Raw genomic sequence first — 19354 nt, 5'->3', positions numbered from 1 at the left:
CTGCAAACGTAGAGTTTGCAAGGGTTTGAACATACCTGCTTATTATCTCTTTGAGAACTGAGGAGCACGACGTGCGGCTTTTAAACCGTACTTCTTTCTTTCTTTCATTCTAGGATCTCTTGTTAAGAATCCAGCTTTCTTTAATACAGGACGGTAATCCTGATCAGCATGTAATAATGCTCTGGATATTCCGTGACGGATAGCGCCAGCCTGACCAGTGAAGCCACCTCCATGAACGTTAACAAGGACATCAAATTTATCTACTGTATCAGTAATGGTAAGAGGCTGACGAACGATTAATTTTAAAGTCTCAAGTCCGAAATACTCATCCATATCTCTTTTATTGATTGTAACTTTACCAGTTCCGGGTACTAAATATACTCTGGCAATACTGCTTTTTCTTCTTCCAGTTCCGTAGTATTTTGCTTTAGCCAATGTTTTTTCCTCCTTTCAGTCTGGATTAATATTTAATCTCTAATACTTCCGGTTTCTGAGCTGCATTATCATGCTCAGGACCAGCGTATACGTGTAATTTTGTAATCATCTGTCTTCCTAAAGGTCCCTTAGGCAACATACCCTTTATTGCAATGCTGATTGCATCTGTAGGTTTCTTAGCCATTAATTCCCTTAAGGTTGTCTCTCTCATACCACCAACATAATCGGAGTGGTTGTAGTATATTTTCTGATCCAGCTTCTTACCGGTTACTTTAATCTTTTCTGCATTTACAACGATAACATAGTCGCCGGTGTCAATGAAAGGTGTATAAGTAGGCTTGTTCTTGCCTCTTAAAATTTTAGCAATTTCGGATGAAAGACGTCCTAAAGTATGTCCTGTTGCATCTATCACATACCATTTTCTTTCAATGGTTGATGCGCTTGCCATATAGCTTTTCATTGGATACCCTCCTTATTTCATTCAATCTATTTGTCATTTTCTTAAATTTACATGTTAAAATACCTTACCGGGGCTTGGTTCTGGTATTCTCACGTCACATCTCCATATTATACAACATCGTGCCTGGAGTGTCAATAGATTTTATTGATGTATTCAATTTTTTCCAAAGTTAATCCCTGTGCCGGCGCTTTTGGACCTGCAAAAGCACGGTTCTTCTTTTCCAGGATTTCTTTTACCCGGAGCGGCTGCATGGAACCAAGACCAACCTTTATTAACGTACCCGCAATGATCCTCACCATATTATATAAAAATCCACTTCCCGTGATTCTTATAGTAATGGCTTCTCCTGACCGTTCAACCTTGATACCGTAGATAATGCGCGTAGTGTCTATTACCTGTGACCTTGCGGAACAAAAGCTTTTAAAATCATGCTCTCCGATTAAATAAGAGGCAGCTTCTGCCATAAGCTCTTCCTGCAAGGGGTTATATACAAAATACGAATACAGTCTTTCTGTGGGTATGGGAAATCTGGAATTTAATATCCGATAGCAATAAGTCTTCCTGCTGACGCATCTTCTTGGGTGAAAGTCCGCTTCCACTTCTCTCGATTCCCTTATAATTATATCATCCGGAAGTCTTTGATTCAGGGCATAGGATATCTTCTCTCCCGGTATTCTGGTTTCACTGTCAAAGACAGCTATATTTCCCAATGCATGTACTCCCGAATCCGTTCTGCTTGCCCCTGTTACTGTCACAGGTTCCCGCAAAAGTTCCGTTAAACTCCGGTTTAACACCTCTTCAATTGTAATTCCGTTAGGTTGTACCTGCCAACCGCAGTAATTTGTGCCGTCGTAGGCAACCACCAGCATAATCCTTTTCATCATCTTAACCATTCTGCCGCGGGTTTTTAGTATGCCGCATCCATAATACAAGCGGCCTTTCTGCGGCTACATTGATATGTTCATTTAATATCTGATAGAAGCACATAATTTCAGGGATACCTTTTTAAGTTAAAACATCAGCAAATCCACATGGTTTAATACAATTATTCCCGCAAAAAATACTGCTAAAACCAGATAGGACACCATATCCCTTCCCGTATATTTTAAAGGCTTCATTTTGGTTCTTCCTTCACCTCCGCGGTAGCACCTTGCTTCCATTGCCATAGCAAGGTCATTTGCCCTGCGAAAAGCGGATACAAAAAGAGGTACCAATAAAGGAATAAGTCCTTTTGCTTTTTTTACCAGACCCCCGGTTTCAAAATCCGCACCCCTGGCTGTCTGGGCTTTCATGATTTTATCCGTTTCTTCCATTAAAATCGGGATAAATCTCAAAGCAATTGACATCATCATGGATATTTCATGTACAGGCACTTTTACCTTCTTTAAAGGCCCCATAAGGCTCTCTAATCCGTCTGTGAGATGATTAGGGGTTGTTGTAAAGGTCATCAGGGAAGAACCGATTATGAGTAAAACCAGACGTATTGCCATAGTAATGCAAAGTCTGATTCCCTGTTTTGTAATTGTAATAATTCCAGCCTTAAATACCGGATCACCCTGGGTAAAGAGCAGATTAAATACCAGGGTAAACAATAAAATTGCAATAATCGGCTTAAGCCCTCTTAATATGAACTTCACCGGCACTTTTGACAACCTTATAACTGCCAGAAGGGCTAACGCCGCCAGCAGATATCCAATATAAGAGTCAATTACAAACAGTGCGATGATATAAACAATAGTCCCCACTAATTTCACTCTAGGGTCCAGCTTATGAATCAGGGAATCTGCAGGATAATATTGTCCAATTGTTATGTCACGAATCATTTTAACCCCTTTCGTAAATATCAAATCTTTGATTTGATATTCCTGAATACGTAGTTGAAAAAACGGTTTTTGTTTTTTCAACCTGACCCTCCATGCATATCGCGGGCTTGCCAGCAGATTGCTCGCAAGCTGTGATACTGCCCAAATAAAAATTAAAAATTGCTTTTCAAATTTTACCGGTCACATCTTTGATTTTACTATTTTTTTAGTATCCGAAGAATCTCTTCTCTGGCTTCCTCCACTGTAGTCGCACTTGTTTTTACAGGTATTCCTCTGTCTTTTAACTCATGCATGACATAGGTTACCTGGGGCGCTGCAAGTCCCATTTGTTCCAATTCTTTATAGTGTTCAAATACTTTATGGGGAGTGTCATAAAAAGCAATGCCTCCGTTGTTCATAACCACCAGCTTATCGGCATATTTTGCTACATCCTCCATGCTATGGGATACCAGGATGATGGTAATTCCGCTTCCCTTATGAAGCTTATTTATTTGCTCCAATATCTCATCCCTGCCTTTGGGATCAAGGCCGGCAGTCGGTTCATCCAGAATCAGAACTTCCGGTTTCATTGCCAGGACACCTGCTATGGCAACTCTTCGCTTCTGTCCCCCGGAAAGCTCAAATGGAGAAACATCAACCATCTCTTCTCCCAGTCCTACCATTCTAATTGCTTCATAGGCTCTTACATCTACCTCCAACTGATCCAGACCAAGATTCTTTGGCCCAAAGCTCACATCCCTATACACTGTTGTCTCAAAAAGCTGGTGCTCCGGATACTGAAAGACAAGTCCTACCTTACTTCTCAAATACTTCATACTGAAATCTTTTTCATAGATATCCTGTCCATTAAAGTAAATAGTTCCGCCAGTTGCCCGTAACAAGCCATTTAGATGCTGTATTAAGGTAGATTTTCCTGAACCTGTGTGTCCTATCAATCCTATAAATTCTCCGTCATTAATAACCAGATTGATATCTTTTAAGGCATGCTTTTCATAAGCGGTCTGTGGGCTGTATACATACTGTAACTTATCTATTATAATTGGCATAACTACCTCTTTTCTATACTTCTTGGTATCCTGTATCTTAAGCGTTAGCTGCACATCTTTTTCGTATTGTACTATGCCTATGAGCTTATACCTATAATAATGTTATTCTTTTTTCAGTGCACATACTGCCTTTACAAGCTCGTCTACCGTAAGGATTCCCTCCGGTATCTTAAGGCCGCTTTTCCTTAATTCGTAGCTTAATTCTGTGACCTGCGGAACATCCAGGCGATACCTTTTTAGTTGTTCTACCTCTTTAAAGATTTCCCTTGGTGTTCCTTCCATAACTACCTTTCCCTTATCCATTACAAAAACTTTATCTGCATTAATAACTTCTTCCATGTAATGTGTTATGAGGATGACCGTTACTTTTTCTTTCTTGTTTAACTCCATTACCGTTTCAATGACTTCCTTACGTCCCATAGGATCAAGCATGGCCGTTGGTTCATCCAATACGATACATTGAGGCTTCATGGCCATGATTCCGGCTATAGCAACTCTTTGTTTTTGTCCGCCGGATAGCTTATTGGGAGAATGCTTGCGGTATTCTAACATTCCAACTGCCTTTAAGCTCTTCTCAACCCTTTCCCAGATTTCTTCTGTAGGTACTCCCAGATTCTCTGCGCCAAAGCCCACATCCTCTTCTACTACAGTCCCTATAATCTGATTATCCGGATTCTGAAAAACCATGCCGGCATTCTGTCTGATATCCCATAAATGCTCTTCTTCTCTGGTGTTGATTCCTCCCACCCATACAGAGCCCTCCGTAGGTGTCAGTATCGCATTGATATGTTTAGCAAGTGTCGACTTACCGGAACCATTATGCCCCAATATCGCTATAAAATCACCTTTATTAATCCTCAAGTCTACATTATCAACAGCACGATTGATTGATTCCACTTCTCCCTCATCATTTCGTCTGATATATTCAAAAACAAGACCTTCTGTCTTCACCATTTCCATATAAACCTCTTTCCTGCAAATCTGCCAATTAAGAAGTACGAAATACTTTTTACATTTTAAATTATTATCTCCATAAATGCAACGTATTTTTCATTGATACCTCTGTCCAAATGGCTTAACCGCATTTTACGTCCCATTTCCTCTTTCTTCCTTGTTACTTGAATCTTTCTATGGTAAAATATATTAAATATGTTTTTAAAACTCCATACAGTAAACAGAGAAAAGAGGTACACAATCATGGCTGAAAATGAAAATAATGAACCCACGACCTTTTCTGCTAAAAAAGAGATATTCAGTTGGATAAAGCTCATACTGCTTGCCCTGGTGATATCCTTTGTTTTAAATCACTATATTATAGTAAGTGCAGAAGTTCCAACCGGCTCTATGGAAAATACCGTTATGACCGGCGACCGTATTATTGCTTCAAGGCTTAGCTACCACTTTCACGAACCAAAGCGCGGTGACATTATTGTATTTAGTTTTCCCGATGATGAAAGTCAGAACTACTTAAAACGTATTATCGGGCTTCCCGGAGAAACCGTTGATATAAAAGATGGCAAGGTCTATATCAATGGCAGTAAAACACCGTTAAAAGAAGATTACTTAAGAGAAACTCCCGTAGGAGATTATGGCCCCTACACCGTACCTGTGGATTCTTACTTTATGATGGGTGATAACAGAAATGATTCTTTCGATTCAAGATTCTGGGAACATACCTTTGCTACCAGAGATGAAATTATAGGAAAGGCAGAATTTCGTTACTACCCGCATCCGAAATTGTTAAAATAATAAAAAGGCAGAAGCAACTTTGTATTTTAAGTTCTTCTGCCTTATCTATTATTCTCTTGGATTAAACTAACTCGATGAGTACTTCCATCGCAGCGTCACCTTTACGCTGGCCAATCTTTACGATTCTTGTATAGCCACCGTTACGGTTTACATACTTCGGAGCAATTTCCTCAAAAAGTTTATCTGTTACATCAACAGTCTTTGTATTTCTCTTTCTTCCGGCTGCTTCTGCAGGAACTTCCGTTACAGTGTAAAGGTACTTTAACATCTGTCTTCTTGCATGAAGACGGGATGCATTGTCCTTTGTAACAGTTTTTTCAACTTCATCATAAACGGTAACTTTCTTTCCGTTTACTACTTCTTTTACATTCTTGCCATCTTTATCTTTACGGGCAACTTTTGCTTTTACCGTAACTGTTTCGAAATTATCTTTTTCCTTCACAGCTAAAGCAATCATGCTCTCAGCTATTTTACGGATTTCTTTTGCTTTGGCTTCTGTTGTTCTAATCTTGCCGTGATATAACAGGCTGGTCACCTGGTTTCTCAGCAACGCTTTTCTCTGACTGGATGTTCTTCCAAGTTTTCTATAGGCTGCCATTTCTTTCCCTCCTTTGACTTCTGAATTTAGTCATCGCTTACATTAAGTGATAAGCCAAGCTCTTTCAGTTTTGCAAGTACTTCCTCTAATGACTTACGACCAAGGTTTCTTACCTTCATCATATCTTCAGAAGTTTTATTCGTTAATTCTTCTACCGTATTAATTCCGGCTCTCTTAAGACAATTATAAGAGCGAACGGATAGCTCCAGTTCGTCAATATTCATTTCCAGAACTTTTTCTTTCTCGTTATCTTCTTTTTCTACCATGATTTCTGCTGTCTTGGCATTTTCAGATAAATCGATAAAGGAATTTAAGTGCTCACTTAGAACCTTGGCAGCAAGGCTGACAGCTTCATCGGGAGCTAAAGTTCCATTGGTAAATACATCAAGTGTAAGCTTATCAAAGTCAGTAATCTGTCCAACACGGGTATTCTCAACGCTTAAGTTAACACGCTCAACAGGAGTGTAAATGGAGTCAATCGGAATTACACCAATAGGCAGGTCATCATTCTTGTTCTTGTCTGCACTGATATATCCTCTGCCTTTTGTTATAGTAATTTCCATATACAGTTTGCTGTCACTTCCACCATTCAGAGTTGCAAGTACCAGTTCAGGATTTAAGATTTCGATGTCGGGATCAGCCTGGATATCTCCTGCTGTTACGACTCCTTCTCCTTCGAATTCAATGTAAGCCGTTTTGGGCTCATTTGTCTCACTGGTATTTTTAATTGCAAGGCTCTTTAAGTTCATTATAATTTCAGTTACGTCTTCTTTCACTCCGGGAATTGCGCTAAATTCATGAACTACACCTTCAATCTTAACTTGGCTGACTGCAGCTCCGGGTAAGGATGAAAGCATAATTCTGCGTAAAGAATTGCCCAAGGTTGTACCGTATCCTCTTTCCAAAGGTTCTACTACAAAACGTCCAAATTTTTTATCTTCAGAGATTTCTGCAATTTCAATTTTTGGTTTCTCAAAATCAAACACAATAGGACCCTCCTTTTGGGTTATTATGATACGATTAATGATTACTTAGAATACAACTCGACGATAAGCATTTCATTTACCGGAACATCAATTTGATCTCTTGAAGGAAGCTCTTTAACTGTACCTTTTAAAGCTTCATGATCTACTTCAAGCCAAGCCGGAACAGTTCTTCCAGCTGTTACTTCTAATACATCTTTATATCTCTGTGCGCTCTTGAATTTCTCTTTAATTTCAATAACGTCTCCAGCTTTTACTGTGTAGGAAGGAATGTTGATGCACTTGCCGTTTACTAAAACATGCTTGTGGTCAACAATCTGTCTTGCTTCACTTCTGGTTCTGCCGAATCCCAAACGGAAAACTACGTTATCCAGTCTAAGCTCCAGAAGAATCATCAGGTTCTCACCGGTAGTACCGATTTTCATTTTCTTTGCTTTATCAAAGTTATTTCTGAAAGGTTTCTCCAGAACGCCATAGATAAACTTAGCTTTCTGTTTTTCTCTTAACTGTGTGCCATATTCACTGACTTTTTTACCTGCTCTGGAAGAAGTTCTGTTGGACTTCTTATCAATTCCTAAATAAGCCGGTTCCAGTCCAAGTGTTCTACATTTCTTTAATACAGGACCCATATCTCTTGCCATTGTTACTTACCTCCTATTAGACTCTTCTGCGTTTAGGCGGTCTACATCCGTTATGAGGAACCGGTGTGACATCCTTAATACTTGTTACTTCAATGCCGCAAGCCTGAAGTGCACGGATTGCTGCTTCTCTTCCTGACCCGGGACCTTTAACCATAACGTCAACAGATTTTAAACCATGAACTAAAGCTGCTTTAGCTGCAGTTTCAGCTGCCATCTGTGCTGCATAAGGAGTTGACTTTCTGGAACCTCTAAAGCCTAAGCCGCCGGCGCTGGCCCATGAAAGAGCGTTGCCTTCTGCATCTGTCAGAGTAACAATTGTATTGTTAAAAGATGACTGGATATGTGCCTGTCCACGATCAACGTTTTTCTTAACACGTTTCTTAGTCACTTTTTTTGCTATTTTCTTAGCCATTTAACAAACCCTCCTATTGGATTTTAATTACCTTATTTCGTGACTATTCAGCCACACATGCATAAGTTATGCAGCAAATACTGCCGCAAAATGCATAGTTTAACGCTGAAAAATTCGAATTTCACTGAACTTTTCAGGGTAACTGGATAATTATTATTTCTTCTTGTTAGCAACCGTACGCTTAGGACCTTTTCTGGTTCTTGCGTTGGTCTTGGTCTTTTGTCCACGAACGGGAAGGCCTTTCCTATGACGGATTCCTCTGTAGCAACCGATTTCCTGGAGTCTCTTGATGTTAAGCGCTACTTCCCTGCGTAAATCACCTTCAACCATCTGAGTTGCATCAATAATATCACGAATTCTGCCAACTTCTTCGTCTGTTAAATCTCTAACACGTGTGTCAGGATTAACATTTGCTTCTTTTAAAATACGGTTAGAACTTACTCTGCCGATACCATATACATAAGTAAGACCGATTTCTACACGTTTCTCTCTTGGTAAATCTACACCACTGATACGAGCCATGTGCGTATTACACCTCCGTTAATTTTAGGTTGTTCTGAAAAGGAAAAAGATAAGTATCATATAGCAATGTAACCGTGTCTTTCACACCTGCCGCAGGCTATATGGTGAAATGCATACCTCTTCTCACCCTTCACGGATAGTACCTCAAGGTAAAATCTTTGTGGTAATATCCTCCTCTTAGTTTTAAAACATTTTCAAGATAAAATAATGATTTTTCGCAACGAACAACACTTCCTGGTGTCTCATTGCGCAGCCGCTTTAAATTGTGACAGACTAACCCCTAGGGTTAACCCGCTGAAACCCCATAGATTTCAAGATAAACTTCTTAGTTTACCCACAATATCACAATTGCAAAAATGCAGATTGTAACACAGAAAGCAAGAACTATTTACTCCGTTTACAAAACAAACGTATTATATTAAACAGTTAAGCTTCCGACAGGACAGCCTTAACTAATTATTAGCCTTGTCTTTGTTTGTGTCTGGGATTTTCACAGATTACTCTGATACTTCCCTTTCTTTTAATAATCTTGCACTTTTCACAGATGGGTTTTACTGATGACCTTACTTTCACAGTAATTCACTCCTTTCAAAAAAAGTCCGTCTATCATTATAGCATTTGACAGATAGAAAATCAAGTAAAATTTGTTATTTTATTTATCTCTCCAAATAATTCTTCCTTTAGTTAAGTCATAGGGAGATAATTCCAAAGTTACTTTGTCGCCGGGTACAATTTTAATAAAATTCATACGTAGTTTTCCGCTGATATGTGCAAGAACACGATGTCCATTTTCAAGCTCTACCTGAAACATAGCATTAGGCAGCTTTTCAATAACGGTTCCTTCAATTTCAACTACATCAGATTTTGACATTAAGTCACCTCCATAATTTGAAGAAGTACAACATACTATAGGGATAATTCCCCTTTTGCTATTTTACTGTAAGTTTTTATTGCTCTTTTGATATCTTCATTCCGGGTTGTTATTTTTTCATCATTCATCCATGGAAGGAGGTTTTCTACCCCTTCTATGAGTTTCATATGCTTTTTGTTTTTTTTCTTTGGGTTATTTAATGTTCTCGCAGTACCATCCACTAAATATACATATTCCAATTCTTCTCTGTATATGACATAGCATTTACCAATGTCATGACCTGCCGTGGATACTGCACCTTTGCCTGTCAAATATTTCACTTTTGCCTGCTCCGTCGTTCTTTTTTGCTGTATTTTATAAAGATAGAATTTCCGGCTCGCCTTCTGTGATCAAAATCGTATTTTCATAGTGGGCAGACAGGGATCTGTCCTCTGTTACTACTGTCCAGTCATCGTCTTCCCAATATACTTCAGGACGTCCGGCATTTATCATAGGCTCGATTGCTAAGGTCATTCCTGCCGCAAGCTTTATTCCTCTTCTTTTTTGTGAGAAGTTTGGAATCTGCGGATCTTCATGCAGACTTGTACCGATACCATGTCCTACCAGGTCTCTTACAACGGAGAATCCAAAGGCTTCTGCGTAATTCTGAATGGCAGAGGATATGTCATTTAAATGATTGCCAGTTTTTGCATATTTAATACCCTCAAAAAAACTTTGCTTTGTAACCTGTATCAGTTTTTCTGCTTCTTCCGTAATATCCCCTACAGCCCAGGTTCTTGCGGCATCTGAATGATATCCTTTATATATCACACCTGCATCCAAGCTTACAATATCGCCATTGTTTAATATTCTTCCCTTGGAGGGGATTCCATGAACCACCTGATCATTTACGGAAACACAGACAGATGCAGGATAGCCGTTATAATTAAGAAAGGAAGCTATGCAGCCATATCCCTTTATTAATTCACGTGCCTTTTTGTCAATATCCAGGGTCGTTATCCCCGGCATTATGATTGCTTTTAATTCCTCGTGTACGGCAGCTAATATCTTACCTGCTTCCCGCATGAGTTCAATTTCTCTTTGTGACTTTATCGTTACTGACATAAGTTCTCCCTGCATCTGTTCTTTTTAACTTACGTCTCTGACTTATCTGTTTTTCGACAGGTTTTGACGCTTGCCATACTATGGATAATTTTATTATAATTGATAATTAGTCAAGTATTTTTAAGATATCTTCAAACGTATCCGACATGGTCTTTCTTCCGTCTACTTCTTTTAAGATACCCTGTTTGTTGTAATAGTCAATTAAAGGCTGTGTCTGGTCATGATATACTTCAAGACGTTTTAAAACTGTCTCTGGCTTATCATCTTCTCTTAATACGATTTCACTGCCGCAGACATCACAGATTCCCTCAACCTTAGTAGGGATATTCACAAGATGGTAAGTAGCTCCGCAATTCAGGCAGGCTCTTCTTCCTGACATTCTCTCTACGATGTAATTATCAGCTACCTCTACGTTGATAGCATAGTCAACCTTCTCACCGATAGCTAAAAGTGCGGCGTCCAGAGCCTCTGCCTGGGGAATTGTTCTGGGGAAACCATCTAATATATAGCCTTTTTCACAGTCAGCCTGTTTTAATCTGTCAACTACCAGGTCAACTACCAGTTCATCGGGTACTAAGAGACCCTGGTCCATATATACCTTTGCCTTATTTCCGAGCTCTGTGCCATTCTTGATATTCGCTCTGAAAATATCACCTGTTGAAATGTGAGGGATTCCGAACTTTTCTGCTATTCTTTTAGCCTGTGTTCCTTTTCCTGCGCCTGGTGCGCCTAACATAATGATCTTCATTGTGTTACTCCTTTCTATAAGCAATCTGCAAATGGCGGGGCTGTGCCCCGCCTGCAGTTTTTCTATATTTTATTAATCATTTAAGAACCCTTTGTAATGACGTACTAACATTTGTGACTCAATCTGCTTCATAGTCTCGAGAACTACACCAACGATAATGATGATGGAAGTACCGCCAAAAGTTACCTGTGCATTAAATGCTCCTGCAAAGAAGATAGGAACGACAGATACAAGGGTTAAACCGATGGCGCCGATTAAGATTACGTTATTCACTACTTTTGTGAGGTATTCTGTTGTAGGCTTTCCGGGACGAATACCGGGTACAAAGCCTCCCTGTTTCTTCATATTATTGGATACTTCAAGCGGATTAAATGTGATTGAAGTATAAAAATAAGCAAAGAAGATGATTAAAGCAATATAAATGAGTAAACCTAAGGTATATTTGAATTCACCAAAGTCTCTAAAATCGCACCAGTTATTCTGATTTAATAAGTACAATATCTTAGGCCATACATCAGCTCTTGCAGGCTGTACTCCAAAAAAGGAGGATACAACGATAGGGAACTGCATGATAGATCCCGCGAAGATAACCGGAATAACACCTGCGGTATTTACTTTTAAAGGAATATGGGAGGATTGTCCACCAACCATCTTTCTTCCTTGTACTTTTTTTGCATACTGAACAGGGATTTTTCTCTGTGCACTCTGCAATAAAACTACAAATGCAATTACAAATACTGTTACTAACAAGATTATTATAGTGCCAATAATACCATTCATTACACTGGAAGCACCGGTAACGAACTTTCTGAAAAGGCTTGTAAAATCGCTTGGCAACTTTGCAACGATATTAATTAAAAGGATTATTGAGATACCATTTCCAACGCCTTTTTCTGTAATTCTTTCACCTAACCACATTAAGAAGGTAGAACCTGCCGTTAAAGTAGCAACTACAATTACTACGTTAGAGAAAGTGGTACCGCCAATAAGTAAACCTGATCTGCCAAATCCAATTGCCATAGCAGCAGATTCAACTAAAGATAAAGCAACATTCAGGTAACGTGTAAACTCGGCGATTTTCTTTCTTCCGTCTTCACCGTCTTTTTGCAGCTCTTCCAGCTTAGGAATAGCGATGGTAAGAAGCTGCATAATGATGGATGCTGTAATGTAAGGTGTAATATTCAATGCAAGTATTGACATCCGAGTAAAAGAACCACCAGTTAAAGTATCAAAGAAACCTAAAGAAGTCTGGCTTGTCACCCATTGGGAGAAATACTCCCTGTTTATTTCTGGTACAGGGAGCTGGCAGCCAAGTCTTACGATTATTAATGCGATAAAAGTAAACACTAACTTATTTCTTATGTCTTTAATCTTAAAAGCATTTCGGATTGTTTTAAACATCTCCTAAATCACCTCAGCATTTCCACCAAGAGCTTTAATTTTCTCTGCAGCGGATTCGCTGAATGCAGATACTTTAACGTCAAGCTTCTTAGTAAGTTCTCCATTTCCTAGGATCTTAACACCATCTCTTGGGTTCCTTACAATACCGTACTCCATTAAGGAGTCGATTGTAACTACAGAACCATCTTCAAAAACATTCAGTCTGTCTACATTAATAGCCACGATTTCTTTTGTATTTCTATTTGTAAAACCTCTCTTTGGCAAGGTTCTGATAAAAGGTGTCTGACCACCTTCGAAACCTACTCTGGGTGCGCCGGAACGTGCCTTCTGTCCTTTATGTCCTTTACCTGCAGTCTTACCATTACCTGAACCATGTCCACGGCCTTTTCTGAAATTTCCACTGTGCTTGGAACCTTCTGCCGGTCTTAATTCTGATAAATTCATCTAGTACACCTCCTTACTTTCTTCGGAATTATATCTCTTCTACCTTTACTAAATGTCTTACCTGATTAACCATTCCTCTAACACATGCATTATCGGGTAATTCTACCGTCTTTTGAAGCTTCTTAAGTCCTAACGCTTCCACTGTCTTCTTGTGTTTCGGAATAGAACTGATCGTAGACTTTACTAAAGTAATTTTTAATTTCTCTGCCATTTTGGGCACCTCCCTAGCCTAACATCTCTTCTACAGTGATACCGCGGAGTTTAGCCACTTCCTCGGGTGTCTTTAACTGGCTTAATCCATCAATAGTTGCTAAAACTACGTTCTGCTTATTATTGGAGCCAAGTGACTTTGTACGGATGTTCTTAAAGCCAGCAAGTTCCAGTACATTACGTACAGGGCCACCGGCAATGATACCGGTACCTTCCGGTGAGCGCTTCATAAGAACGGTTGCACTTCCGAATTTACCTGTATAGTCATGAGGAACACTTCCGTTTTCATCAATAGGAAATGATATTAACTTCTTCTTGGCATCTTCAATTCCCTTGCGGATAGCTTCCGGAATTTCTGTTGCTTTTCCAAGTCCTGCTCCTACATGGCCGTTTTTATCACCAACTACTACCAAAGCAGTAAAGCGGAAGTTACGTCCACCTTTTACTACTTTCGTAACACGTTTAATGGATACTACCTTTTCTTCTAACTCCAGTTGATCAGTATCAACGATTGTACGTTTCATGCGTTTCCCTCCTCGCTTAGAATTCCAGACCAGCTTCTCTAGCTGCTTCTGCTAATGCTTTAACTTTACCCTGATATATGAAACCGCCTCTGTCAAAGACAACAGCCTTGATACCTTTTTCAAGTGCTTTCTTTGCAATAACAGTTCCTAAATATGCTGCTGCAGCTACGTCATTTGTCTTATCAAGCTCAGCTTTAACGTCCTTTTGCAAGGTGGAAGCTGATACTAAAGTATTACCAACTGTATCGTCAATAATCTGAGCATACATATGGGTATTACTTCTAAACACAGCAAGACGCGGTCTTTCAGGAGTTCCGGAAAAACGATTACGTAATTTTCTATGTTTATTTACACGAACTTTGGATCTTGCTTCTTTACTAACCATTTTTATTTCACCTCCAATTATTTCTTACCAGTCTTACCAACTTTACGTCTGATAACTTCATCAGCATATTTAATACCCTTGCCCTTGTAAGGTTCAGGTCTTCTCTTATCTCTGATTTCAGCAGCGTATTGTCCGACTTTTTCTTTATCGATACCTTTAACTGTAATTTTATTCTGTCCTTCTAATACAGCTTCAATGCCTTCGGGATCAACCATAACTACAGGATGGGAATATCCTAATGTTAATGTTAATTCCTTTCCGGACTTAGCAGCTCTATAACCAACACCGTTGATTTCAAGTACTTTCTCATATCCGGCAGTTACACCTGTTACCATATTGGCAACTAATGTTCTTGTAAGACCGTGTAAAGACTTCATTTTCTTTAAGTCATTGGGTCTTGTAACAACGATTTCTGTACCTTCAATCTTTATATCCATTTCTGAGGGTAACACTCTTTCTAATGTTCCCTTAGGACCTTTTACAGTCACTTTATTATTTTCTGCTATATCAACGGTTACACCTGCCGGTATAGCGATAGGCATTCTTCCTATACGTGACATGCCCGCACCTCCTATGGTTTTATATACTCCATTTCCTTCTTCCGTGAGAAAGATTCAAATGGGGTATTGGATTAATTTTTACAACACTCTGTTTTTTATTTCTCCTGCACATAAAGCAGGGAAAAATCGTATCGTTTTATCTTACCAAATGAAGGCAAGAACTTCTCCGCCTACGTTTAACTTTCTTGCTTCCTTGTCTGTTACGACGCCCTTGTTAGTGGAAATGATGGCTACACCAAGTCCTCCAAGAACCTTAGGAAGCTCTTCCGTGTTGGCATAAACGCGGAGTCCGGGTTTGGAAATTCTCTTAAGACCGGTAATGATCTTAACATTTTTATCCTTACCATATTTTAATGTAACATGGATATTCTTAAAACCGTCTACTTCTTCAATGTCATACTTTCTGATATAACCTTCTTTTAGAAGGATATCAGCAATAGCTATTTTCATTTTTGAAGCCGGTATATCTACTGTATCATGTTTTGCAGTATTTGCATTACGAATTCTTGTAAGCATATCTGCAATAGGATCGCTCATTGTCATGTTGTTTGCCTCCTTCCTTTTAATTACCAGCTTGCTTTCTTAACGCCTGGTATTTGTCCCTTATATGCTAATTCACGGAAGCAGATTCTGCAAACTCCGTATTTTCTTAAATAACCATGTGGACGGCCACAGATTCTGCAGCGGTTATACTCCCTGGTGGAAAACTTCTGGGGACGTTGCTGCTTTATTTTCATAGACGTTTTAGCCATGAAATTCCCTCCTAACTATTTTTTGAATGGCATACCGAATAATGTCAATAATTCACGGGCTTCTTCATCAGTCTTGGCAGTTGTAACGAAAATTACATCCATACCTCTGACTTTGTCAATTTTATCATATTCGATTTCCGGGAAAATAACCTGTTCCTTAATTCCAAGAGCATAGTTTCCTCTTCCGTCAAATGCATTAGCGCTTACACCTCTAAAGTCACGTACTCGAGGGAGTGCAAGATTAATCAGACGATCAGCGAACTCATACATCCTGTCTCCTCTTAAGGTGACTTTGCATCCGATAGGCATGCCTTCCCTGATTTTAAAGTTAGCTACGGATTTCTTAGCTTTGGTAACAACAGCCTTCTGTCCGGCTATGGTTTCCATATCTTTAATGGCAGCATCTAAAAGCTTGGAGTTTTCCTTTGCTTCGCCGACACCCATATTAATAACGATCTTGTTTAATTTGGGTACTTCCAGTGTGTTTTTATATGCGAATTTCTTTTCCATTCCGGCTACAATTTCATTCAAATAAAATTCTTTTAATCTAGTCAACTTGTGGGACCTCCTCTCTTAGAATTAGTCAATTACGTCGCCGGTTGCTTTAGCGATACGTACTTTTTTGGAACCTTTTTTACCTTCAACGGTAGTAAAACCGATTCTTGTAGTCTTTCCCTTGTGAACATACATAACGTTGGATGCATCGATAGGTGCTTCCTGATGCATGATACCGCCCTTAGGATTGGACTGGCTGGCTTTTGCATGCTTTGTTATCATGTTAACGCCTTCAATCAGTACTTTTCCGTCTGTAACAGCAATTACTTTACCTTCTTTGCCTTTATCTTTACCGGTGATAACTTTCACGTTATCTCCCTTTTTGATTTTTAACATTGACACAGGTTTCCACCTCCTTATAGTACTTCTGGTGCTAATGAAACAATCTTCATGAACTGTTTCTCTCTTAATTCCCTGGCAACAGGTCCGAAGATACGTGTTCCTTTGGGATTTTTGTCTTCTTTTATAATAACAGCTGCGTTCTCATCGAATTTGATGTAGGAACCGTCTTTACGGCGTGCACCTTTTACAGTACGAACAACAACAGCCTTTACAACGTCACCTTTTTTCACAACACCGCCTGGTGTTGCATCTTTAACCGTGGCAACAATAATATCGCCGATATTAGCGTATCTTCTTGTAGATCCGCCAAGTACCCTGATGCAGAGTAATTCTTTTGCACCGGTATTATCAGCAACCCTTAGTCTTGATTCCTGTTGTATCATGACCTTACTCCTTTCAGAATCTCATTATTTCGCTTTCTCGATAATCTCAACAAGTCTCCATCTCTTATCCTTGGATAGAGGTCTTGTCTCCATAACTTTTACTCTGTCACCGATACCGCATTCATTATTTTCATCATGAGCCTTTAACTTATAAGTTCTCTTTACGATCTTGTTATACAAAGGATGCTTTACATGGTCAATAACTGCTACAGTGATTGTCTTATCCATTTTATCGCTTATCACCTTACCGGTACGAACTTTTCTCAGATTTCTTTCCACAACAATTCTCCTTTCCCAATAACCCCGTCGCATACCGCGAGCTTGCTTGTGGTACTGCCTCAATAAAGAGTGAAAATTATCTTTAATTTCCACATAACCACTGGGAGCATTGATATATACTATTTAAAATTAGTTAGAAGCTTTTGCTTTTTCAGAAATAACTGTCTGGATTCTGGCAATGTTCTTTCTGACTTCTTTGATACGGCTGGTGTTATCCAACTGATTCGTCGCGTTCTGGAACCTTAAGTTGAAAAGTTCCTTTTTAGCAGCTACTAATTCTTCGTTCAGTTCACTGACTGTTTTCACTTTTAAATCTTCTAAATATTTACTAGTTTTCACTGCCCGCACCTCCTTCTAATTCTGCGCGAGAGACGATTTTGCACTTAACAGGAAGTTTATGCATCGCAAGTCTTAAAGCTTCTCTTGCAGTTTCTTCCGGAACACCCGCAATTTCAAACATAACGCGTCCCGGTTTTACAACAGCTACCCAGTACTCTAAGGAGCCTTTACCGGAACCCATACGAGTTTCAGCCGGTTTGGTTGTTACTGGCTTATCGGGGAATATTTTAATCCAAACTTTACCGCCACGCTTGATGTAACGTGTCATCGCGATACGGGCTGCTTCGATTTGGTTTGATTTAATCCAAGCTGGTTCTAATGATACCAGACCAAATTCGCCGTTAGAGATAGTATTACCTCTCGTTGCCTTTCCTGCCATGGAGCCACGGAACTGTTTACGGCGCTTTACTCTTTTTGGCATTAACATTATTTATCGCTCCCTTCCTTTTTTGCCTTTGTGGGAAGTACTTCACCTTGATAAATCCAAACTTTAACGCCTATTTTACCAAAGGTGGTGTCTGCTTCTGCAAATCCATAGTCAATATCCGCACGTAATGTCTGTAACGGAATAGTTCCTTCACTGTAGAATTCTGTACGAGCCATATCAGCGCCGCCAAGACGTCCTGCAACAGCAGCTTTGATTCCCTTTGCTCCTGATTTCATAGTTCTTGACATGGTGGACTTCATAGCTCTTCTGAAAGATATACGGTTCTCAAGCTGAGCTGCAATATTTTCTGCTACTAACTGGGCATTTAAGTCCGGTTTTTTAATTTCCTTTATGTCTACCATAAGTTTCTTTGCAGTAAACTTCTGGATTTCAATTTTTAATTTCTCGATTTCCTGTCCGCCTTTACCGATAACCACACCCGGTTTTGCAGTAAAGATAATAACCTTTAAGCGGTCAGAAGCACGTTCAATTTCGATTTTTGCAATACCTGCACTGTATAATTTCTTTTTCAGGTATGTTCTGATATTGTAGTCTTCTACTAAGTTGTCTGCAAAATCAGCTTCTGCATACCATCTTGAATCCCAGTCTTTGATAACTCCGACTCTTAAACCATGAGGATTAACTTTCTGTCCCATTATTGCCCTCCTTATCTTTCATTTAGTACAACAGTGATATGACTTAATCTCTTTAAGATTCTGTAAGCCCTTCCCTGTGCCCTAGGTCTGATTCTTTTCATTGTAGGAGCCTGGTTTGCGTAGCACTCCTGAATATATAACTTGCTCACGTCCATGTGGTTATTGTTTTCAGCGTTTGCAATTGCTGATTTCAACACTTTTTCTATAACAGTTGAAGCATATCTGGGATTATAAGCTAAAATACCAAGAGCTGTTTCAACGTCTTTACCTCGAATGGCGTCTAAAACGAAACAAGCTTTCTGTACAGACACTCTTGCATAGGAAACCTTTGCACTGGGTCTTGTATCCTTATTCTCATTTCTTTCTCTTTTGATCTGGGATCTATGTCCTTTCGCCATGGATGAAACCTCCTTTCAATGTTACTTTATCTCTTCGTCTTCTTTTCGTCTTTTCCATGTCCTCTGTAGGTTCTGGTTGCAACAAATTCACCTAACTTGTGGCCAACCATGTCTTCTGTAACATATACAGGCACATGTCTTCTGCCATCATGTACAGCAATGGTGTGCATAACCATCTGAGGGAAAATCGTAGAACGACGTGACCATGTCTTGATTACAGATTTGTCACCTGCTTTATTCATAGCATCTATCTTTTTAAGCAGATGCTCATCAGCGAACGGTCCTTTTTTTAATGAACGAGCCATAG

Annotated in this window: 34 protein-coding genes; 1 reads left to right on the top strand and 33 read right to left on the bottom strand. The window is 39.4% G+C overall.

What is annotated here, in order from left to right:
* Positions 1-42: 42 nt before the first annotated feature.
* The 6 genes from rpsI to BUF11_RS09545 form a co-directional block, all read right to left on the bottom strand.
* The gene (rpsI, locus tag BUF11_RS09570) at positions 43-435 is read right to left on the bottom strand and encodes a 30S ribosomal protein S9 (protein ID WP_073588617.1); all 393 of its coding nucleotides are present in this window, start codon (positions 433-435) and stop codon (positions 43-45) included.
* Between the two features lie 25 nt (positions 436-460).
* Positions 461-895: a 50S ribosomal protein L13 gene (rplM, locus tag BUF11_RS09565; RefSeq protein ID WP_073588616.1), complete on the bottom strand. Its 435-nt coding sequence runs from the start codon at positions 893-895 to the stop codon at positions 461-463.
* Between the two features lie 131 nt (positions 896-1026).
* The gene (gene truA / locus BUF11_RS09560; protein WP_073588813.1) at positions 1027-1776 is read right to left on the bottom strand and encodes a tRNA pseudouridine(38-40) synthase TruA; all 750 of its coding nucleotides are present in this window, start codon (positions 1774-1776) and stop codon (positions 1027-1029) included.
* Positions 1777-1905: 129 nt separating this feature from the next.
* Complete coding sequence (locus BUF11_RS09555) at positions 1906-2718, bottom strand: energy-coupling factor transporter transmembrane component T family protein (protein WP_073588812.1); 813 nt, start codon at positions 2716-2718, stop codon at positions 1906-1908.
* A gap of 197 nt (positions 2719-2915) precedes the next feature.
* Complete coding sequence (locus tag BUF11_RS09550; RefSeq protein WP_073588615.1) at positions 2916-3764, bottom strand: energy-coupling factor transporter ATPase; 849 nt, start codon at positions 3762-3764, stop codon at positions 2916-2918.
* Positions 3765-3866: 102 nt separating this feature from the next.
* Entirely contained in the window at positions 3867-4724 is an 858-nt protein-coding gene (locus BUF11_RS09545) for an energy-coupling factor transporter ATPase (protein ID WP_073588614.1), read from the bottom strand.
* Between the two features lie 237 nt (positions 4725-4961).
* Between BUF11_RS09545 and lepB the strand changes: the two genes are divergently transcribed.
* Positions 4962-5513: a signal peptidase I gene (gene lepB, locus BUF11_RS09535; protein WP_073588612.1), complete on the top strand. Its 552-nt coding sequence runs from the start codon at positions 4962-4964 to the stop codon at positions 5511-5513.
* 61 nt (positions 5514-5574) lie between these two features.
* Here lepB and BUF11_RS09530 read toward each other — a convergent pair whose 3' ends face one another.
* The 27 genes from BUF11_RS09530 to rpsS all read right to left on the bottom strand — a co-directional run bounded on the left by BUF11_RS09530 (position 5575) and on the right by rpsS (position 19352).
* Positions 5575-6111 carry a bL17 family ribosomal protein gene (locus tag BUF11_RS09530; RefSeq protein WP_073588611.1) on the bottom strand — a complete coding sequence of 179 codons (537 nt, stop codon included), beginning with the start codon at positions 6109-6111 and terminating at the stop codon, positions 5575-5577.
* Positions 6112-6137: 26 nt separating this feature from the next.
* Positions 6138-7097 (bottom strand): DNA-directed RNA polymerase subunit alpha, encoded by a 960-nt coding sequence (locus tag BUF11_RS09525; RefSeq protein WP_073588610.1) that lies wholly within the window; start codon positions 7095-7097, stop codon positions 6138-6140.
* Positions 7098-7138: 41 nt separating this feature from the next.
* The gene (gene rpsD, locus BUF11_RS09520; RefSeq protein ID WP_073588609.1) at positions 7139-7735 is read right to left on the bottom strand and encodes a 30S ribosomal protein S4; all 597 of its coding nucleotides are present in this window, start codon (positions 7733-7735) and stop codon (positions 7139-7141) included.
* Positions 7736-7751: 16 nt separating this feature from the next.
* The gene (gene rpsK, locus BUF11_RS09515) at positions 7752-8147 is read right to left on the bottom strand and encodes a 30S ribosomal protein S11 (RefSeq protein WP_073278635.1); all 396 of its coding nucleotides are present in this window, start codon (positions 8145-8147) and stop codon (positions 7752-7754) included.
* 153 nt (positions 8148-8300) lie between these two features.
* Positions 8301-8669 (bottom strand): 30S ribosomal protein S13, encoded by a 369-nt coding sequence (gene rpsM, locus BUF11_RS09510; RefSeq protein WP_073588608.1) that lies wholly within the window; start codon positions 8667-8669, stop codon positions 8301-8303.
* 459 nt (positions 8670-9128) lie between these two features.
* Positions 9129-9242 (bottom strand): 50S ribosomal protein L36, encoded by a 114-nt coding sequence (gene rpmJ, locus BUF11_RS09505; RefSeq protein ID WP_073285411.1) that lies wholly within the window; start codon positions 9240-9242, stop codon positions 9129-9131.
* A gap of 79 nt (positions 9243-9321) precedes the next feature.
* Positions 9322-9540: a translation initiation factor IF-1 gene (gene infA, locus BUF11_RS09500; RefSeq protein WP_033168705.1), complete on the bottom strand. Its 219-nt coding sequence runs from the start codon at positions 9538-9540 to the stop codon at positions 9322-9324.
* Positions 9541-9575: 35 nt separating this feature from the next.
* A complete protein-coding gene (locus BUF11_RS09495) occupies positions 9576-9860 on the bottom strand; it encodes a KOW domain-containing RNA-binding protein (protein WP_073588607.1) in 285 nt (94 codons plus the stop codon).
* A gap of 34 nt (positions 9861-9894) precedes the next feature.
* Positions 9895-10644: a type I methionyl aminopeptidase gene (gene map, locus BUF11_RS09490; protein WP_073588606.1), complete on the bottom strand. Its 750-nt coding sequence runs from the start codon at positions 10642-10644 to the stop codon at positions 9895-9897.
* 106 nt (positions 10645-10750) lie between these two features.
* On the bottom strand, positions 10751-11392 hold the full coding sequence (locus tag BUF11_RS09485) for an adenylate kinase (RefSeq protein WP_073588605.1): 642 nt from the start codon (positions 11390-11392) through the stop codon (positions 10751-10753).
* A 72-nt stretch (positions 11393-11464) separates the two neighbouring features.
* On the bottom strand, positions 11465-12793 hold the full coding sequence (gene secY, locus BUF11_RS09480; RefSeq protein ID WP_073588604.1) for a preprotein translocase subunit SecY: 1329 nt from the start codon (positions 12791-12793) through the stop codon (positions 11465-11467).
* A 3-nt stretch (positions 12794-12796) separates the two neighbouring features.
* Positions 12797-13237: a 50S ribosomal protein L15 gene (rplO, locus tag BUF11_RS09475; RefSeq protein ID WP_073588603.1), complete on the bottom strand. Its 441-nt coding sequence runs from the start codon at positions 13235-13237 to the stop codon at positions 12797-12799.
* A gap of 28 nt (positions 13238-13265) precedes the next feature.
* Entirely contained in the window at positions 13266-13448 is a 183-nt protein-coding gene (gene rpmD / locus BUF11_RS09470; RefSeq protein ID WP_073588602.1) for a 50S ribosomal protein L30, read from the bottom strand.
* Positions 13449-13461: 13 nt separating this feature from the next.
* On the bottom strand, positions 13462-13971 hold the full coding sequence (rpsE, locus tag BUF11_RS09465; protein WP_073588601.1) for a 30S ribosomal protein S5: 510 nt from the start codon (positions 13969-13971) through the stop codon (positions 13462-13464).
* A gap of 16 nt (positions 13972-13987) precedes the next feature.
* Complete coding sequence (gene rplR / locus BUF11_RS09460) at positions 13988-14356, bottom strand: 50S ribosomal protein L18 (RefSeq protein WP_073588600.1); 369 nt, start codon at positions 14354-14356, stop codon at positions 13988-13990.
* 17 nt (positions 14357-14373) lie between these two features.
* Complete coding sequence (gene rplF, locus BUF11_RS09455) at positions 14374-14916, bottom strand: 50S ribosomal protein L6 (RefSeq protein ID WP_073588599.1); 543 nt, start codon at positions 14914-14916, stop codon at positions 14374-14376.
* A 141-nt stretch (positions 14917-15057) separates the two neighbouring features.
* A complete protein-coding gene (gene rpsH, locus BUF11_RS09450; RefSeq protein ID WP_073588598.1) occupies positions 15058-15459 on the bottom strand; it encodes a 30S ribosomal protein S8 in 402 nt (133 codons plus the stop codon).
* A gap of 23 nt (positions 15460-15482) precedes the next feature.
* On the bottom strand, positions 15483-15668 hold the full coding sequence (locus BUF11_RS09445; RefSeq protein ID WP_073588597.1) for a type Z 30S ribosomal protein S14: 186 nt from the start codon (positions 15666-15668) through the stop codon (positions 15483-15485).
* Positions 15669-15683: 15 nt separating this feature from the next.
* Positions 15684-16223, bottom strand: coding sequence for a 50S ribosomal protein L5 (gene rplE, locus BUF11_RS09440; protein WP_073588596.1), 540 nt, complete (start codon positions 16221-16223; stop codon positions 15684-15686).
* A gap of 24 nt (positions 16224-16247) precedes the next feature.
* Positions 16248-16565 carry a 50S ribosomal protein L24 gene (gene rplX / locus BUF11_RS09435; protein ID WP_073588595.1) on the bottom strand — a complete coding sequence of 106 codons (318 nt, stop codon included), beginning with the start codon at positions 16563-16565 and terminating at the stop codon, positions 16248-16250.
* A 14-nt stretch (positions 16566-16579) separates the two neighbouring features.
* Positions 16580-16948 (bottom strand): 50S ribosomal protein L14, encoded by a 369-nt coding sequence (gene rplN / locus BUF11_RS09430; RefSeq protein ID WP_073588594.1) that lies wholly within the window; start codon positions 16946-16948, stop codon positions 16580-16582.
* A gap of 24 nt (positions 16949-16972) precedes the next feature.
* The gene (rpsQ, locus tag BUF11_RS09425; protein ID WP_073588593.1) at positions 16973-17227 is read right to left on the bottom strand and encodes a 30S ribosomal protein S17; all 255 of its coding nucleotides are present in this window, start codon (positions 17225-17227) and stop codon (positions 16973-16975) included.
* A gap of 129 nt (positions 17228-17356) precedes the next feature.
* A complete protein-coding gene (gene rpmC / locus BUF11_RS09420; RefSeq protein WP_073588592.1) occupies positions 17357-17566 on the bottom strand; it encodes a 50S ribosomal protein L29 in 210 nt (69 codons plus the stop codon).
* Positions 17556-17993, bottom strand: coding sequence for a 50S ribosomal protein L16 (gene rplP / locus BUF11_RS09415; protein WP_073588591.1), 438 nt, complete (start codon positions 17991-17993; stop codon positions 17556-17558). Before rplP ends, rpmC begins: the two co-directional genes overlap by 11 nt.
* Positions 17993-18649, bottom strand: a complete 657-nt coding sequence (gene rpsC / locus BUF11_RS09410) for a 30S ribosomal protein S3 (RefSeq protein ID WP_073588590.1) — start codon at positions 18647-18649, stop codon at positions 17993-17995. Before rpsC ends, rplP begins: the two co-directional genes overlap by 1 nt.
* Before the next feature lie 11 nt (positions 18650-18660).
* Complete coding sequence (gene rplV, locus BUF11_RS09405; protein ID WP_073588589.1) at positions 18661-19047, bottom strand: 50S ribosomal protein L22; 387 nt, start codon at positions 19045-19047, stop codon at positions 18661-18663.
* Positions 19048-19073: 26 nt separating this feature from the next.
* Complete coding sequence (rpsS, locus tag BUF11_RS09400; protein WP_073588588.1) at positions 19074-19352, bottom strand: 30S ribosomal protein S19; 279 nt, start codon at positions 19350-19352, stop codon at positions 19074-19076.
* Between the last annotated feature and the right edge of the window lie 2 nt (positions 19353-19354).

Source organism: Anaerocolumna xylanovorans DSM 12503 (assembly GCF_900143645.1).
Taxonomy (GTDB): domain Bacteria; phylum Bacillota; class Clostridia; order Lachnospirales; family Lachnospiraceae; genus Anaerocolumna; species Anaerocolumna xylanovorans.
The sequence above is the reverse complement of the archived record's forward strand: the minus strand, read 5'-3'. Positions and strand labels throughout refer to the sequence as shown.